Origin of the sequence: Leptolyngbya subtilissima AS-A7 (assembly GCF_039962255.1) — a bacterium.
GTDB lineage: Bacteria > Cyanobacteriota > Cyanobacteriia > Phormidesmidales > Phormidesmidaceae > Nodosilinea.
Genome location: NZ_JAMPKY010000002.1, coordinates 564131 through 578773 on the forward strand (window position 1 = coordinate 564131; position 14643 = coordinate 578773).

The 14643-nt window shown below is 54.6% G+C and carries 14 protein-coding genes; 5 read left to right on the forward strand and 9 right to left on the reverse strand.

The features are described from left to right. Positions 1-28: 28 nt before the first annotated feature. Positions 29-670, forward strand: a complete 642-nt coding sequence (locus tag NC979_RS07200) for a Uma2 family endonuclease (protein ID WP_190518891.1) — start codon at positions 29-31, stop codon at positions 668-670. 3 nt (positions 671-673) lie between these two features. On the opposite strand, the gene NC979_RS07205 is transcribed toward NC979_RS07200, so the two are convergent. The 4 genes from NC979_RS07205 to NC979_RS07220 all read right to left on the reverse strand — a co-directional run bounded on the left by NC979_RS07205 (position 674) and on the right by NC979_RS07220 (position 5438). After that, complete coding sequence (locus tag NC979_RS07205; RefSeq protein WP_190518893.1) at positions 674-1510, reverse strand: SWIM zinc finger family protein; 837 nt, start codon at positions 1508-1510, stop codon at positions 674-676. Positions 1511-1606: 96 nt separating this feature from the next. Further along, positions 1607-1984 (reverse strand): type II toxin-antitoxin system VapC family toxin, encoded by a 378-nt coding sequence (locus tag NC979_RS07210; RefSeq protein WP_190518896.1) that lies wholly within the window; start codon positions 1982-1984, stop codon positions 1607-1609. After that, positions 1981-2190 (reverse strand): DUF2281 domain-containing protein, encoded by a 210-nt coding sequence (locus NC979_RS07215; RefSeq protein ID WP_199308803.1) that lies wholly within the window; start codon positions 2188-2190, stop codon positions 1981-1983. The genes NC979_RS07210 and NC979_RS07215 overlap by 4 nt, the downstream gene beginning before the upstream one ends. Positions 2191-2243: 53 nt before the next feature. Then, positions 2244-5438, reverse strand: a complete 3195-nt coding sequence (locus NC979_RS07220) for a DEAD/DEAH box helicase (RefSeq protein WP_242023995.1) — start codon at positions 5436-5438, stop codon at positions 2244-2246. Between the two features lie 206 nt (positions 5439-5644). Here NC979_RS07220 and NC979_RS07225 point away from each other — a divergent pair, with 206 nt between their 5' ends. Continuing rightward, positions 5645-6196, forward strand: a complete 552-nt coding sequence (locus tag NC979_RS07225) for a superoxide dismutase family protein (protein ID WP_190518898.1) — start codon at positions 5645-5647, stop codon at positions 6194-6196. Here NC979_RS07225 and NC979_RS07230 read toward each other — a convergent pair. After that, a complete protein-coding gene (locus NC979_RS07230) occupies positions 6189-6362 on the reverse strand; it encodes a hypothetical protein (RefSeq protein ID WP_190518900.1) in 174 nt (57 codons plus the stop codon). The two genes, NC979_RS07225 and NC979_RS07230, sit on opposite strands and share 8 nt — an antisense overlap. Before the next feature lie 118 nt (positions 6363-6480). Here NC979_RS07230 and NC979_RS07235 point away from each other — a divergent pair, with 118 nt between their 5' ends. After that, positions 6481-7998 (forward strand): pentapeptide repeat-containing protein, encoded by a 1518-nt coding sequence (locus tag NC979_RS07235; protein ID WP_190518903.1) that lies wholly within the window; start codon positions 6481-6483, stop codon positions 7996-7998. A gap of 47 nt (positions 7999-8045) precedes the next feature. Here the strand turns inward: NC979_RS07235 and NC979_RS07240 are convergent, their stop codons facing one another. The 3 genes from NC979_RS07240 to NC979_RS07250 all read right to left on the reverse strand — a co-directional run bounded on the left by NC979_RS07240 (position 8046) and on the right by NC979_RS07250 (position 9989). After that, the gene (locus NC979_RS07240) at positions 8046-8366 is read right to left on the reverse strand and encodes a Uma2 family endonuclease (RefSeq protein ID WP_347403932.1); all 321 of its coding nucleotides are present in this window, start codon (positions 8364-8366) and stop codon (positions 8046-8048) included. A gap of 72 nt (positions 8367-8438) precedes the next feature. Continuing rightward, positions 8439-9176, reverse strand: a complete 738-nt coding sequence (locus NC979_RS07245; RefSeq protein ID WP_190518905.1) for a TspO/MBR family protein — start codon at positions 9174-9176, stop codon at positions 8439-8441. A 168-nt stretch (positions 9177-9344) separates the two neighbouring features. Continuing rightward, the gene (locus tag NC979_RS07250; protein WP_190518907.1) at positions 9345-9989 is read right to left on the reverse strand and encodes a hypothetical protein; all 645 of its coding nucleotides are present in this window, start codon (positions 9987-9989) and stop codon (positions 9345-9347) included. Between the two features lie 139 nt (positions 9990-10128). Here NC979_RS07250 and NC979_RS07255 point away from each other — a divergent pair, with 139 nt between their 5' ends. Next, positions 10129-11637, forward strand: a complete 1509-nt coding sequence (locus tag NC979_RS07255; protein WP_190518910.1) for a hydroxysqualene dehydroxylase — start codon at positions 10129-10131, stop codon at positions 11635-11637. 920 nt (positions 11638-12557) lie between these two features. Here the strand turns inward: NC979_RS07255 and NC979_RS07260 are convergent. Continuing rightward, positions 12558-13001 carry a hypothetical protein gene (locus NC979_RS07260; RefSeq protein WP_190518912.1) on the reverse strand — a complete coding sequence of 148 codons (444 nt, stop codon included), beginning with the start codon at positions 12999-13001 and terminating at the stop codon, positions 12558-12560. A 335-nt stretch (positions 13002-13336) separates the two neighbouring features. On the opposite strand from NC979_RS07260, the gene rsgA reads away from it, so the two are divergent. After that, positions 13337-14401: a ribosome small subunit-dependent GTPase A gene (gene rsgA, locus NC979_RS07265; protein ID WP_190518914.1), complete on the forward strand. Its 1065-nt coding sequence runs from the start codon at positions 13337-13339 to the stop codon at positions 14399-14401. The last annotated feature ends 242 nt before the right edge of the window (positions 14402-14643 follow it).

Below are 14643 nucleotides of genomic sequence, written 5' to 3' on the forward strand. Positions count from 1 at the left end.
CAGGAACGATTGGCCTAGGAGTTCTTCCATGACCGCAGTTTTAGTTCCGCCCCAGCGCCAGGTAGTCTTGCAGGGGGTAAGCTGGGCCACTTACCAGAGCTTAAGCCGCGATTTGGAGGCCGCCCCTAGTAAACGCCTCACCTACGACCAGGGAGCCTTGGAAATCATGGTGCCGTTGCCTCCCCACGAAAGCTACAAAAAGCTTATGGGTCGCATGGTGGAGGTCACCACTGAAGAAACCGAGACCGAAATTCGCAGCTTGGGCTCTACCACCTGGAGCCGAGAAGACCTGAGCAAAGGGCTGGAACCAGATCAGTGCTACTACATTCAGCACGAGCAGGCAGTTCGCGGCAAGGATGAGATCGATTTGACCGTTGACCCACCGCCTGATTTGGCGATCGAGATCGATCACACTAGCAGTTCTCTAGATCGCATGGCGATTTATGCGGCCCTGGGCGTGCCAGAAGTCTGGCGATATGACGGTGCAACGCTAACAATACTCGCCCTAGTCAACGGCAAGTATTGCCCCCAAGCCATATCGACCGTCCTACCACTTTTGCGGCAAGACACTCTGCTGCGGTTTTTGCAGACCAGCCAAACTATGGGAGAAACCAGTTGGGTTAAAGCTTTTCGCCAGTGGATTAGAGAACAACATCGCATGACCAACTGACCACTACAGGCGGTCTTTGTTTTTGCTGCGGACGCGATCGTAAAGGCTTTCCATCGCTTCTATGAATGAGTTGTCACGCGTCCAAAAGGCGGGAAAATCGCCCTGCTTTTTGACCAAAATTGCTGGCACCGCCGAGGTTGTGGCGGCCTCAATGGTCTGAGGTAGGCGCTTCTCTCCCTGCCAAAATTCCTTCAGGCTGGGGGACGACGCTTCGACGGTCTGCGGCTGAGTGTAGTAATGCTCGACGGGGTCGGACGATCGCTGCTGGGCCGACAGTTCTGCCGAGAGCGCTTGCCCTAAGGGCGATTTGGCTAGCTCGGCTTTAAGCTCTTCTCTGGGTAACCCTCGCAGCTCAAACAGCAGGAAGGGATCACGATCCAACTCGGCGGCGATCAGATAGTAGACTCCGGCGATGTGTTTGCAGGGGTTGCTATAGTCGGGGCACGAGCACTGAGTCTTAAAGTCTTTTTCACTAGCGGGCAGCAGGTTCAGCCCTAGGGTTTTGAAGCTGTCTTCGATGTTGTCGGGAATTTCGTTCAGCAGCAGCCGGGAGATCAGGCTGGCTTTGGAAGCGATCAGGGCGATCGCATCCGCCCACTTAACTTTGCTGATCGGCGTAAAGTCGATCGTGGTTGTGTATGTCGGTTCTGTCGTCACTCCAAAGTAGGGGTTCACCGACCCACGCACCTTGGCCGTGACTAGCCCGCCGTCGATCTCAAAGCTCTTAACCTTGCCACCACTGGCGTAGGATCGCCCCCGCTGCAATCGGCCCGAGTCAGTCAGTCGCTCGATCGCATCGATAAAGTTCCTTCCCCACCAGGTGCAGCTAAAGTTTGCCATCGCTGGCCTCCTATCCTGGCTTTATTGTAGGCCGAGCCTACTCGTCAGGCAGAAAATCAGAGTTGAGACTGACTTCGAGACTGAAGGGAAATGTAGCTACCAAATAACTTGGCAGTCATAGCTTTTGAAGTTGCTGTGACGGCTAACTATCGCCGTAGATTCAACGCGACCTTGGGCAATGAGCAAGCGATCGAATGGATCTTTGTGGTATTGAGGCAGTTGCTCTAACGCCAGAATGTGTGGCAGGGTGATTGCCAACAGTGCCATGCCGTTTTCCTGATGGTGCTCCACGAGACTGGACAGTGGCATGTTTAGATTGAGTTTGCCTAGCTGAGTTTTGATTTGAATTTCCCAGAGTGACACTAGGCTCAGCAGCATTTGTGACTCGCGCATGAGCTGGAGCGTTGCTGGCGGAATCAAATTGGGTTCTCTGTCCCACCAAATGAATGTGTGAGTGTCGAGGAGGAGCTTCATGATTCTCCTAGCCAAAATTCGTCTGGCAGGGGGGCATCAAAATCATCAGCCATGCAATAGGGAATGTCTTTGTGTAGACCAGGAATAGGCTCTTTCAGCGCCACGGGTACCTTTTGCTGGAGGAAGGCGGCAAAGTCTAAAACGGCCTGCTGTTGTGCTGGGGTGAGAGAGCGTACCTGCTCTAGCAAGGCTTGTTCAATGTTCACAATATTCCTCTGGCATGAAGGTGCTGCCTCAATTATGGAAGATGTCTAGGGCATCAATCCATGATGGCGTTTTTGTTGAGGGCGATCAGTTGTTTAAAGGCGTCGTTGTCTAACTCCGTCAGCCACGATTCGTCGGCTCCGACGATCGCCCCTGCCAGCTTTTTCTTATCCTCAATCATCTGGTCGATGCGTTCTTCCAGCGTGCCCATGGCGACGAATTTGTGGACGAAGACATTTTTCTTTTGGCCAATGCGGAAGGCGCGATCGGTGGCCTGGTCTTCGACGGCGGGGTTCCACCAGCGATCGAAGTGGAAGACGTGGTTAGCCTGGGTGAGGGTGATGCCCACTCCGGCAGCTTTAAGCGACAGCACAAAGATGGCGGGCTCGGTGTCAGGGTTTTGAAAGTCGGCGATCATCTGTTCGCGCTTTTTGCGGTTGGTGCCGCCGTGGATGTAGTAGGTGTTGTAGTGGCAGGTGTGGCGCAGGTGGTGCTCTAGGGCGTCGCCAATTTCGCGAAACTGGCTGAAGACCAGGGCGCTTTCGCCTTCGGCTACGACTTCGTCGAGCATTTCCAGCAGGCGGCTGAGTTTGTGCGATCGCTCCGGGGCAAACTCACTGTTGTCTTGCAAGAACTGGCGGGGGTGGTTGCAGATCTGCTTCAGCTTAGTCAGGGTGGCGAGAATTAGTCCTTGGCGCTGGATGCCCTCACTGGTTTCGATCTGTTCGGTGACGTCTTTGAGCACTGCTTCGTAGAGGGAGGCCTGCTCGGGGGTGAGGTTGCAGAACAGCTTTTGCTCGACCTTGTCGGGCAGGTCTTTGATGATCGATTGGTCGGTTTTGAGGCGCCGCAGAATGAAGGGTTCCACCAGCTTTTTCAGTGTGGCGGAGCGGGCGGGGCTGTTTTCTTTTTGAATGGGCAGCTCGAACTGCTTGCGAAACTGGGTCTGGGTGCCCAAGTAGCCCGGATTTAGGAAGTTGAAGATCGACCACAGATCCATTAAGCGGTTTTCAACTGGGGTGCCGGTGAGAGCAAGGCGGTGGTTGGCGTTAAGCTTGAGAATGGCTTTGGTCTGGGCGGTTTTGGGGTTTTTGATGTTTTGGGCTTCGTCAAGCACGATACGGTGCCAGGTGATGCTCTCCAGCAGCTTGGCATCCTTGCGGGTCAGGGTGAAGGAGGTGATCACCACGTCGTGGTCGCGGCAGAGGGTGTTGAAGGCTTTGGTGTCTTGGTTGCGTTCCCCGCCGTGATGCACCACTGCCCGCAGGTGCGGTGCAAACTTTTGGATTTCGTGGTGCCAGTTACCGACCACAGAGGTGGGCGCAATCAGCAGTGTAGGAGGAATCGGTTGGGCCGTCTCTTCTCGCTCTTGAATCAAGCGGGCGATTACCTGCACGGTTTTGCCCAGGCCCATGTCGTCAGCCAAGCAGCCATTTAGACCCAAATTCTCTAAATAGTGCAACCAGGAGAGGCCGCGCTTTTGGTAGTCGCGCAGGTGGCCCTGGAGCTGGTCGGGGTCGGGGGTGAGTTCGAGGCGGGTTTTGTCGCTGAGCTGAGTGAGCATGGTGGCCAGGGCGTCGTCGCGATCGAACTCCACCTCTAGGCTGTCATCGGCCTCGCCGCTGGTTAGACGCATGAAGTCAAGCAGGCTCATCTCAGGGTTTTCGGCCGCCTGCTGCTGCCAAAACTCCAGCATTTGCTGCATTTTGTCTTGATCTAGCTCCATCCACTGGCCGCGAAACTTAACCAGGGGCGATTTGGCGTTGACGAGTTGCTGCCACTCTTGCTCGGTGACGGGCTGGTCGCCGATCGCTAGATCGTACTGGTATTGCACCAGAGTGTCGTAGGAAAAGTAGCCCTTAGATGTGTCGCTGCCGCCCACCGATTTGCCCTTAGCCCGCAGCCGCACCTTGGCCCGCTGACGACCCTTGGGCGTCCACCATGCGGGGACAATGACTTTGTAGCCGGCATCTTCTAACACCCAGGCCGATTCTTTGAGGAAGGTGAAGGCGGTGTCTAAATTCATATAGATGCCGACAGGCTTGTCGGTCTCCAGGCCATGCCACAAATCTGGGTAGATGCGGGCGGCATAGCCCAAGTTCATGAGTAAATGCTGCTCAAAGTTGTCGCCGAGCTGGGCTTTCACCTCCTTTTGCTGCTTGGGAGGCATGCGCCAGTAGTCGTCGAGAGACACTCTGAGGGAAGGGTCATGCTTGGGAGCAACTTGAAACTGAAGCTGCCAGGGATCCTCTGGTTTGACCGGATCTTGCAGATGAAAGTAGAGATAGAAGGTCTGATCGGTTTGGGTGCGGACAATGCGATCGCGCCATCCCTGCCACTGCTGATATTGTTCTAATGCTGCCGCCGATGTTGTAGGACGCTGAAGATCAGCCTTTAAGCAATCCTGAATTAGCGTGCCTTCTACAGTTTTAAGAAAGTTTTGGGGAAATGCCGTACCCCGCACCAGTTCGTTTAGCCAGCATTCTGAAAAGTGACGCAGCAGGGTTTCGCGATCGTAGAACGTCGGTGTTGGGGGCAGTTCCTCAAACCCAGCGACACAAAGCAGGGGCATGTAATCGATGTAGGTTTGGATGTGCTCGTGGTAGCGATCGCCAATAATTTCCCACCCCGGGTAAATCTCAAACTCTGGCTCTGACTTAGCTACCTGCTGTTTGGTTGTTGTCTTTGTTCCAGCTGCTTTGCGCTGGGTGGATGCCTTAGCACCAGCAGGCTGCCGGTACTTCAAGGCTGGGATGTACTGATCGCGCAGAATCACCTGCTTAAACGCCTGGGTGTAGTGGTACCAAAACAGCAGGTCGGCACCCACCTGCACCTCCGCCAGGTTGTAGACAGCGAGAAAGTGCAGATTGTTCAGCAGGCCAATTAGGTCAGCGAGCACCGGAACTTGGTAGCAATCGATCTGCCAGTACTGCCAGTCAAAGCTATCTGGGATGTCTACTTCTAAATAGCGGGATAGCTCTAAGGAGGGGAGAGGCTGACCATCCACCGTGGGCAGCAGAAAGGTGCGAGGAGCGATGAAGGACTCTGGGGGACGGCGATCGGGCGACTTCAGGCCTAGCTCATCAGTGAGCACTGCCGCTAAATCGGCCTCGGACAAATGTTGAGGATGGGTGTGGGGCGCTCGCTGTCGGTTCCTAGCCTGGGTTTCTACCCACAGGTAAAAAGCCCCTGTCTGCACAAAGTCGGTAGCGGGCTGAGGTATCCAAGTGCCGCGGAGAATTTGCATCATTCCATCCGACAGTAGTGCGATCGGCCTGGGGGTTTGTCAGGCTTAATTTTTGAGGATCCACATAGATGCATTGCTTTACGAGTGCCTCATGCAGGGAGTGCTCTGACAGACGTGGCAATGCTTACGTTTTACCACGGCAACCTTAAAAGCGTAGGAACCTGCCGTTACCCAGCAGTTCAATCCATTAAGATCTAACCGCAGATGCTATGGATAAACCTATGCTGGCCCTTCTCAACCGGTTCAAGCTTATTTGTGTGGCCCTGTGCTTGGGTGCCCTGACCCTGCTGGCTCGCCCCGCCTTTGCCGATGCGCTCATTACCCAAGCTGACTTAATTGACAACAGCGGCAACACCATTGGCACGGTGCAGGTCGAACAGGGGCATAAAGGGGTATTGGTGAATCTCAAGGCCAAAGATCTGCCCCCTGGCTACCACGGCATGCACTTTCACGCTGTGGGCGACTGCTCTGATTTAGCTGCCTTCAAATCGGCAGGCGGTCATGTGAACCCCTTCAACCAGCCCCATGGGTTTCGCAATCCTGATGGCCCCCACGAAGGCAATTTGCCCAACCTGGTAGTCGCCGCTGATGGCACGGTTGACGTTGAGCTGTATAGCGAGCTGGTAGCGCTGGATTCTGGAGCAGCCAAACTGCTGGATGACGACGGTACAGCGCTGATCATCCACACCGATAAGGATGACCACTATTCGCAACCCATTGGCGGTTCGGGCGATCGCATTGCCTGTGCAGTGATCAAGTAACCTTAGCGCTGGTCGTAGGCTGATGCGGCCAATAGTGTTGCGGCGATCGCGCTTCACCGTCAAAGGCCGCTGCTTCCTGCAGTTCTTCTACCGGCGTTGGCATCTCAATACTTGGCAGGGCCACGGGCTTCGTGTTGCGATCGCTCACAGCAATAGTCGCGGTCAATATTTTGCTTCCCGGTTGTCACTATCTTCACCAACAATTTCGTCAAAAGGCCAGCAAGGATAGGGAACCGATCGGCGAAACGCCTAGTCTAGGGTGAGAAGATGCAGGCTCAACAGCAATGGCAAATGAAAACCAAGTTACTTTGCTCAAGCAAGGAAGCGAGGTCTGGAATGCCTGGAGACAAAAAAATCCCAGAATTGAAATATCCCTTTGGTTTGACGACCTTAGCGGTGCCGATCTCAGCGGTGCTGACCTTAGCAACGCCTACTTCAGTAACACCAACCTCAGTAACGTTGACCTCAGCAACGCCAACCTTAGCAACGCTAACCTCAGCAGCGCCAACCTCAGCCATGCCAACCTTAGCAATGCCAACCTCAGCAACACTAGCCTCAGCAGTGCCGATCTCAATAACACCAATTTCAGTGATGCCGCCCTCAGCTACGCCGCTCTCAACGGGGCCAATTTCAGCAACGCCATCCTGAGCAACGTCGACCTCAGCTACGCCGACCTTAGCCATGCCAACCTTAGCAAAGCTAGCCTCAGCAAAGCTTACTTAATTAACGCCAACCTCAGCTATGCCAACCTCAGCAACGCCGACCTCAGCAACGCCAATTTAAGCAATGCCGACCTCAGCAACGCCAACCTCAATGCATCTCAGATTCTTTACGCCAATCTCACCCAAACAAGACTCACAGGAGCTTGTATAGCCGACTGGCAAATTGGTAGCTCAACCGTCCTTGAGGATGTCAAATGCGATTACATTTTTCGCACCTATGACCAGCAAACTGGGCAATTCTCTAGTCGTCTTCCCATAGCCCCAGAGAGCACGTTTGCCCCAGGCGAATTTACTCAGCGATTTCAAATTATCGCCAGTGCGCTAGAAACCATCGACATCACTCTCACCGAGGGCATTGACTGGCAAGCCTTTTTCCACTCCTTCCAAGACTTGCGAGATAGTCGCTCCGGCGAGGACATTTCAATTCAAGGTATGGAGAGCAAGGGAAATGCCTTTGTTGTTCGATTAGAGGTTAGCACTGAGGCCGACAGAGCGGCTATTGAAACAGAAATAAAGCAGCGCTATGCCTATCAACTCGCTGCCCTCGAAGCTCAGTATGAGCAAAAGCTCCGATTGCAAGGGGCCCACCTAGAAGACATCAGAGATTTTCTGAGCTTTGAGCGACAAGAACGAACTCGACTATCAAAGGTTGTAGAAACAATGGCTAATGAGCAAAAAGCTCCCAAGTATGACATGCGCGGCGCTCAGTTTGCAGGAGGATTTGCCGAAACCGTTCACGGTAATAATGTCGGCGGAATCATCAACAACTATGGTCAAAATGCTGATGATGTTGTTCGACTCATAACGTCTCTTCGTCAATTGTCTGAAGCGTTTCCAGAAGAACAAAAAGCAGATGTTCTAATGGAGCTGGATGATCTAGAAAGTGACCTCAGCAAGCCAGAGAAGCAAGAACCAAAGCGCATTGGCAAACGGCTGCAGCGGTTGATGGCGGCAGGGACAGCAGCCGCAACCTTGGCCGGGGGAGCCGCTACATTTTCCGGTAACGTCAACGAGTTCACCGAAAACGTGTTTGAACTTGGCGAGAGAATTGGCCTGACCAGAGAGGTCATGCAGCCCTAGCGCTGTGCACCTTGCGATTGCTCTTTTACCCAGTTCCTTAAGGCTCGTCACAGTGCCAGCCGCCCTGCCGATCGCGGCGATTCAATCAGCTGAGGCAGAGCTTGAATATCCAGAGTGGGAAACACTTGGCTCTGCTCTGACACCTCGTAGCGGTCGCCCTCCAGTAGGTAAATTGTCAGTACACCGCTGTCATAGCACCAGATTTCCGGCACGTCCAGTCGGGCGTAGATCAGGAAGCGATCGAGGGATTTGCTGGTGAGATCAACTTCAAGGGCAAGACCGGGTGGCGGGTCGCGATCTAGATCAAACTCCAGATTGCCCTGCACCAGCGCCCCGTTTTGGAAGTAAAAGCAGTTGCCAGGTTCGATGCCCGCCTGCTGCTTATGGTGTCGGCGGTATCGAGGATCGCTCCCCTTGGTACATCGCTGCGCGGATGCACCCTACGACTCGGCTGTGGATACTACTGGATATAGGGGTTCCTGGCCATTCAAGCGCCAGAGGCTGATGCAAAGGAGGGTGGCGATCGCCAGCCACACTAGCGACGGCAAAATAATCCACCCCGCCAGCGGTAACGTTTGGTAGTAGCTAATCGTGACCACCGCCACAGAGAGCAATGGCCCCAAAATCACCATCGGCACGGCGGCCCCTAGGCGCCCTTCGACCGTGAAAATTGTATTCCAAGTGTCGCCCAGGCTGAGGTGAGCTACGTAGAGAATGAGCGGCAGACACAGGAAGGTTTGCCCCAGCGCCGACCACACCAAATAGGCCGAGACCACCCGCAGCACGGCAATACTCATCCACACGATGGGGAAGGCCAACGGCGGCGGTGCCCAACCTGGACGTTGGAGTGACTGATAGCGCCCGCTGTTGCGCGTGTTATCAAGCAGAGAAAAGAAGCGCGATCGCAGCGTCACCACGGCAAAAAATGCACAGGCGATTGCGCCCATCGCCCCCCGGGGTAGCGCTGCGGTGTCGAAGTAGCCTAGGGCAAAATCCATGGCCCACAGCAGCCCGGTCATTGCTGCCACCTGGGCGATCGTTGCCCCTAGATAGGTCAGCGTAGCCGCTTTGTCCCATTGGGGATTGGTTAAATCAGGGCGGATGGTGGTATCGCGGGCAGCCTCGTTGACCCCCATCACAGTGTTAACGCCGCTTTTCACAAGGTTTTTACGGTTCATCGAGCTAAAAATGGTGGTTTAAGACAGTGGATTGGCAATGGCGTGCCCGGCCTGACCTTGATCCTAAGCTGTTGAGGGAAAACCAGGCGAGTAATTGGTTGGCGGGGCGCGCCCAATCCGCAGCAAGAGTTACAAATAAACTTAGCTGAGACACAGGCGGTACTTTCGCTAAGAGGCCAGCAGCTCAAAGTGAAACCCAGCCAATAGAAGCAATAGGCTAACAATTTTTGTCGAGCGATCGAGGGAGGGGTGCTCTAGAACCCACGCCGCAGGCTTGATCAGGGTGGTATTAATGACCAATCCCAGTAGAGTCAGGCCGATAATTAATAAAACCGTCAATATTGGCGCGACGGAAATCAATAAACAGACATAAATAATCACAAATTCAATCAAGAAGACCCAGTGAAAGGAAAATAGATTGGCCAAAGCCGTAATCAAGACTGTGAGCAGAAAGCAAATTATGTGGTTTAGAAAATCGAGTTGAGAATTTTTTCGCTTTGTTTCAGTTCTTGTTGACTCGTCTGCGAACTCTTTCAGGATAGTTTGGCTAAAGATTACGGCATACCAATCAAAGCACTGTTTTAGGAATTGAATTAGGGTGTTAGGCGTAATAGTGCTTTGCAGAGAGGTACCAAATCGGCGAATTTTTTCAGGGCCAATGATGTCAGCAATAATAGTAGCCGCACCCAAAAGCTGCATCAGTTTGCCGATGCGTTCCCACCAAAAGATGCTGATCCCCCAAAGGATAGTGTTAGTGGGCAGATCCTCAGAGAACCAAAGTGTCCAGGCTTCGATCAGGCTAACGTCGTTCACAGCGTTTTTCCACAAGCCCCTTTAATTAGAAATTGTAAGGGGATTTGCTGGGTCGCAGTGCCCTTATCCACCGCCCTGGTCGATGCCTACCTCTGCTAAATGACGTAGGGTAAAAAAAGGTCAATACGATGGATGCGCCATGACAACGGAATACACCGGGCAGAAAAAGGTAGTTGTCGTGGGAGCCGGCTGGGCTGGGCTCGGCTCGGCCTACCACCTGGCTCGCCAGGGTTACGCGGTTACGCTCCTAGAAGCCGGAGCCTACCCCGGCGGCCTGGTAGCAGGCTGGCAAACGCCCCAGGGTCGCGCCGTTGAGGCGGGCATTCACGGGTTTTGGTACCCCTACCGCAATATTTTTGCCCTCACCGACCAGTTGGGCATTCAGCCCTTCACCGAGTGGACGCGATCGTCTCAGTATTCACCCCAGGGGCTAGAGGTCGAGTCGCCGCTGTTTCAGGAGCAGCCCTATTTGCCCACACCGCTAGGCACCTTTCTCTATACCGATTTCAAGCGCCTGCCGCTGATCGATCGCCTCTCGGCCCTGCCGCTGCTGCAAGCGCTAATCGACTTTGACAACTCTGACGAGGCCTGGCAAAAGTACGATCGCATCACCGCCCGCGAGCTCTTTCGCCAGTACGGCGTGTCGGCTCGGCTCTACCATGAGTCGTTTGAGCCAATGCTGCTGGTGGGCTTATTTGCCCCAGGGGAGCAGTGCTCGGCGGCGGCGGCCCTAGGGATGCTCTACTACTTCATTCTGGCTCACCAGCCTGACTTCGACGTGCGCTGGTGCCGGGGCACGGTAGGGGCGCAGATCTTTCGGCCCTGGACGGAGGCGATCGAGCAGGCTGGGGGCAAGATTTTGGCCAACCACCGCGTGTCGGATGTGACGTTGGAGAACAACCGGGTGACGGCGGTGGTCTGCGGCGACGAAGTGTTTGAGGCCGATGCTGTGGTGTTTGCGGTCGGTATCAGCGGGCTAAAGAAAATTGTGGAGCAGTCAGCGGGGTTGCGCGATCGCCAAGAATTCCGCGACATTCGCAACCTGGGAGCGATCGACGTGCTGGCGGCGCGGCTGTGGCTCGATCGCAAAGTCAATATTCCCCTGCCCTCCAACGCCTGCTTTGGCTTTCACCCCACCACCGGCTGGACGTTCTTTGACCTCAACGCGCTCCATGACGAGTATCGCGACGAACCAGGCACCGTGGTTGAGGCCGACTACTACCATGCCAACCAGCTTTTGGCGCTGGATGACGACCAAGTGCTCAGGCAGGCGCAGCAGGATCTCGCTGGTTGCATCCCCGCCTTTGGCGAGGCCAAAATTGTCGACCACAGCGTGGTGCGCATTCCCCAGGGGGTGACCCACTTTGCCCCCGGCAGCTATCGCTACCTGCTGCCCGTCACCACCAGCTTCGACAACCTGTTTATGGCAGGCGATTGGATTGTCACCTGCCACGGCTCGTGGTCGCAGGAAAAAGCTTACGTAACGGGGCTAGAGGCGGCGAACCGCGTGATTGCGACTTTGGGACAGGGGCAGCCCGCCAAAATTTTGCCGGTGATTCCCGATGAGCCGCATATTCAGGCGCTGCGATCGCTCAATCATTTGGTGCGGCAGGGATTACAGAAATTGCCTCAGTTTTGGCTACCCTAGCGTTTGGCGAGCATTGGCCGCCCTTACAGCATCTCAAGGCCTAAATACCATTGTCACAGCGGCTTTTGAATGACGCTCCTGATACCGAGTTAGACGAAAATGATGCAGCACGTCTACAAAGCTTAGATGCACGCTGAATCGCGTTAATTCTGAAAAGTTCTTACGTTCGCCACTATTTTGACCACAGAATAGCGAATCCATTCAAATCAACTTACTAAGCGGCTAAATCGTTAACCCTGCGATGGTTATGCTGGCCTATACTATCGAATCCTAAAGAAACAGGGGTTTGAAGCTGTCCTTTCATAGACAGATCGATCGCCTGCCACCACAGCAAGCTCCAGCATTCTTTGCAGAAATTGTTCTGAACTGTAGTAATTTGGCCGCATTTGCATCGGGAACGTACTGACTTGGCCATATCTATTATCCTCAGCATTGCATCAACTTGTTCTTTCAATTTTTGACATAATCAGCCTTCATTCTGCAGGCTCTATAGGAGTAGTTACAGTCTCTCAAAGGGTAAGTTTGTCATCGCTTTCAACTACTCCTAGAGAACGGTATGAGACTAGAACGGTGTTTTGTGCAGCTGAGAGTTAACAGACAGCATGGTTGTTAGATGAGAGTAAATTACCTCGCAATACGACTTGATCAGGAGAGTTGCTGATAGTGAGGTTAGAGGTTATCTAAGACACCCATCAATAACCTGCTCATAGCGGATGATTGAATCGTCCCCATCACGACCTTTGGCCGCAGGAGAAGGCCTACATGACGGGGCTAGAGGCGGCGAACCAGGTGATTGCAAAGCCGGGTCAAGGGCAGCCTGCGGAGATCTTGCCCGTGATTCTCGATGAGCCGCATATTCAGGCGCTGCGATCGGTCAATTGTGGGCGCGGCAGGGGTTGTAGGGGTTGCCCCAGTTTTGGCTACCGTAGCGATGAGATCGGAATGGGAACCAGTTGCCCTTCCCATTGCCGCCATTTATAGTGCCGGAGGACTTTCTTGCGTCGCCGCTGCTTGGGTGGCCCGGTCAAGATGGCTAGACTGTAGGCCACCAGATAAACTCCAGCCCAAATGCTGTAGGCGTGGATAGAAACACTCAGGGCAGGACCGTCGTAGTAGCGCAGGAGCGTAGCGGACAGGTCGGCGAAGTAAATGCCAAATATGGCCCAGCGGACGAGTGGGAAGCACTTTCTAGCTAAGGGATATCGCGCCGCGCCGGTAAATAGGACCGGGTATTGCAGATACATCAATAAGAAGAACCCCATGGCGAACAGAATACCGATCGCCGCCAAAAGCGTGTAGTTTTCTCCTAGAGAATCTAGTGTTATGCCAAGCGCTAGCAAGATAGCCGCAGTAACATTGATCATCACTATCCCTTCAACAGTCGCTAGTTTGCTACAGAAAGTTCTCTGGGCGCTAGTGTTCCCTGAACGCGCAAGAGTCTTAGCGAGCCTTCCAATATTTATAGATTTGCTGCAAAGCTGACCGAGTTGCCGCGATCGCGGCGATCGGAGCTGTAGGCTTGAATGTGGGCAGCCCTAGTCGTGGGCAAGGCCCATAAGTGATTGACAAGGAGATGACCTATGGCTGAGTCGGTCTTGTGTGGCAACCAACATTTTTCCTGGCAAGGCTAGGCGGCACCTAATATTGGGCTGACCGCGTGAAGCCTTGCCCCACGTAGGCTTCATTTGAGGAAAAACCCTTGAACTTAACTGAATTAGGCGGGTGGAGCACCACCTGCGATCGCGCCTTTGCTCCTTGGGCAGAGGCCGGTTTTGAAGCGGGCCGAGTGGCACTGGAGCATCGCGGTGCCTACCGGCTCTTGACCTCAGACGGAGAACTGTCAGCAGAAATCGCTGGGCAGTTCCGTCACCAGGCAGCAGACAGCCAATCCTTCCCGGCAGTGGGCGATTGGGTGGTCATGCAGCGGCAGGATGAGGGTGACCACGCCGTCATTCATGCGGTGCTGCCGCGCCAGAGCGAGTTTGTGCGCAAGGTAGCAGGCGGCAAAACCGAGGGCCAGGTAGTGGCCACCAATGTCGACACGGTGTTTTTGGTAACCGGTCTTGATGGCGACTTCAACCTGCGCCGCCTTGAGCGTTACCTAGTGGCCGCCTGGGAGAGCCGGGCCACACCCGTTGTGGTGCTGAATAAAGCGGACACCTGCGACAATCTGGCGGACTGTCTCGACCAAACCGCATCCGTAGCCATTGGCGTACCGGTTCACGCCGTTAGTGCCGCTACGGGAGTTGGGTTAGAACAGCTCACCCCTTACTTAGGGGCAGGACAAACCGTGGCGCTGATTGGCTCATCGGGGGTGGGTAAGTCTACGCTGACCAACCACTTTTTGGGCAGTCAGCAACAGACAACTCAAACCGTGCGCGAGGATGACAGTCGCGGACGGCACACCACCACCGGGCGGCACCTGCTGCCCCTGCCCTCGGGGGCACTGCTGATCGACACGCCGGGTATGCGTGAGCTACAGCTCTGGACGACTAGCGAGGGGCTAGAGGCGACCTTTGCCGATATCGAGGCCTTCGCCGAAGACTGTCGGTTTAGGGACTGTCAGCACCAAGGCGAACCCGGCTGTGCGGTGGAAGCGGCGATCGCAGCAGGCGATCTAAGCGGCGATCGCCTGCACAGCTACCACAAGCTCCAGCGCGAGCAGCAGTGGCTCGACCAGCGACACGATGCCCGCGCTGCTCTCAACAGCAAACGGCGGTGGAAGACGATTCACAAGGCGATGCGCGATCACTACAAAGAGTAGCGCTCGTCGACTAACCGGCTAGGCTCGGTCCCATACCCTTTGGGCATGGGACCGGGTTGTATGGCCTCAGTAGGTCGAAAACAATCCCTTCTGACGGGATCTAGCCCACCCTTCGGGAAGCAAGCTACACCCTTGTATCTTAAGCAGCGGGACGGTAGACCGATGTCTCCCCGGTTTTAGAAACCGAGATTTAGTCCAGGTCACCGTTCTGCCATTGGTCAATAGCTCGAAAAATCGCCAGG

Coding starts and splice junctions, on each gene's coding strand:
- NC979_RS07200 (WP_190518891.1), top strand. CDS start 29: ATGACCGCAGTTTTAGTTCCGCCCCAGCGCCAGGTAGTCTTGCAGGGG.
- NC979_RS07205 (WP_190518893.1), bottom strand. CDS start 1,510: ATGGCAAACTTTAGCTGCACCTGGTGGGGAAGGAACTTTATCGATGCG.
- NC979_RS07210 (WP_190518896.1), bottom strand. CDS start 1,984: ATGAAGCTCCTCCTCGACACTCACACATTCATTTGGTGGGACAGAGAA.
- NC979_RS07220 (WP_242023995.1), bottom strand. CDS start 5,438: ATGATGCAAATTCTCCGCGGCACTTGGATACCTCAGCCCGCTACCGAC.
- NC979_RS07225 (WP_190518898.1), top strand. CDS start 5,645: ATGGATAAACCTATGCTGGCCCTTCTCAACCGGTTCAAGCTTATTTGT.
- NC979_RS07235 (WP_190518903.1), top strand. CDS start 6,481: ATGGCAAATGAAAACCAAGTTACTTTGCTCAAGCAAGGAAGCGAGGTC.
- NC979_RS07245 (WP_190518905.1), bottom strand. CDS start 9,176: ATGAACCGTAAAAACCTTGTGAAAAGCGGCGTTAACACTGTGATGGGG.
- NC979_RS07255 (WP_190518910.1), top strand. CDS start 10,129: ATGACAACGGAATACACCGGGCAGAAAAAGGTAGTTGTCGTGGGAGCC.
- NC979_RS07260 (WP_190518912.1), bottom strand. CDS start 13,001: ATGATCAATGTTACTGCGGCTATCTTGCTAGCGCTTGGCATAACACTA.